Origin of the sequence: Salinivibrio sp. HTSP (assembly GCF_003390965.1) — a bacterium.
In the GTDB taxonomy this organism is placed as follows: domain Bacteria; phylum Pseudomonadota; class Gammaproteobacteria; order Enterobacterales; family Vibrionaceae; genus Salinivibrio; species Salinivibrio kushneri.
The window spans coordinates 1-1,397 of the sequence record NZ_PXUD01000107.1; the positions used below are offsets into that span (position 1 = coordinate 1).

1 protein-coding gene is annotated in these 1,397 nt (G+C 49.7%); it reads left to right on the forward strand.

Annotated elements, in window-relative coordinates; translation table 11 throughout:
* Positions 1-59: 59 nt before the first annotated feature.
* On the forward strand, positions 60-1,268 hold the full coding sequence (locus C7A19_RS14670; RefSeq protein ID WP_116645270.1) for an IS4 family transposase: 1,209 nt from the start codon (positions 60-62) through the stop codon (positions 1,266-1,268).
* The last annotated feature ends 129 nt before the right edge of the window (positions 1,269-1,397 follow it).

Sequence of the window (1,397 nt, forward strand, 5' to 3'; positions counted from 1 at the left end):
GATCGCGGCTCGGACGACAAGTTCAATGATTTAGGAAACAACGCCAACCAGATAACAAGATGTGCGAACTCAATATATTACACGATTCTCTCTACCAATTCTGCCCTGAACTGCACTTAAAGCGACTAAATAGCTTGATGTTAGCGTGTCGAGCATTGCTTGATAGTAAAACGCTAACGCTCACTGAGCTTGGTCGTCACTTACCCTGCCAAGCCAGAGCCAAACATAACATAAAGCGGATGGATCGCCTGTTAGGTAACCATCACCTGCATCAGGAGAGGCTCGCCGTTTACCGTTGGCATGCGCGTTTTATCTGTGCAGGCAACCCCATGCCAGTGGTGCTCGTCGATTGGTCTGATATCCGTGAACACAAGCGACTTATGGTGCTGCGAGCGTCTGTGGCGCTCCAAGGGCGTTCGGTCACTTTATATGAAAAGGCCTTTCCACTGTCAAAGCAGTGCTCTAAGTCTGCTCATGATCAGTTTTTATCTGACCTAGCAAGCATCTTACCTTCTTCGGTGACTCCACTGATTATCAGTGATGCTGGATTTAAAGTGCCATGGTACAAGTCTGTTGAGAAACACGGATGGTACTGGCTGAGTCGAGTAAGAGGTAAAGTGCAATTTTCTGAGCCAGGTGCCGAGAATTGGCGGCCAGTCAGTCGCTTACATAGCAAAGCCTCTAGCAGAGCCAAAAGTCTTGGTTATCAAAAACTGACCAAAAGCAATGTCATCAACTGCCAACTCGTGCTGTATAGCGCATTGCCTAAAGGCCGTAAGAGTCAGCGCTCTACCCGAACAAACTGCCACCATCCATCGCCCAAGGTGTACGCTGACTCGGTAAAGGAGCCATGGGTATTGGCCACTAACCTACCAACAGCAGCCCGTACGCCCAAGCAGTTGGTAAAGCTTTACGCAAAGCGTATGCAGATAGAGGAAGCCTTCCGAGACGTAAAGAGTCCCGTATACGGATTAGGCCTACGCCAAAGCCGGACTCGTTGCCCAAAAAGATTCGATATCATTTTGCTGATAGCCCTCATGCTGCAACTTATGTTTTGGCTGGCAGGAATACATGCGCAGAGCCAAGGATGGGACAGGCACTTTCAAGCGAATACAGTCAGAAGCCGAAATGTCCTGTCTACTGTCCGGTTAGGCATGGAACTGCTCAGGCGACCCGACTACGAAATAACGACTCAACACCTCTTAGCAGCGGGGGTAGTTTTAGCTCAGCAGCTCTTAAAAGATGGCTATGCATTGGCGGATTTATGAGGGGATCCCTCAGTACGTAACCACCGTCAAACCTTGTCTCGGATTCTCCCGGCCCTCCGCATCCTGTAAGCGTTACAAGAAAAGCGCGGATTCAACCGCGAAGTGCAACACTCTCGTCTGCAGCCTGAC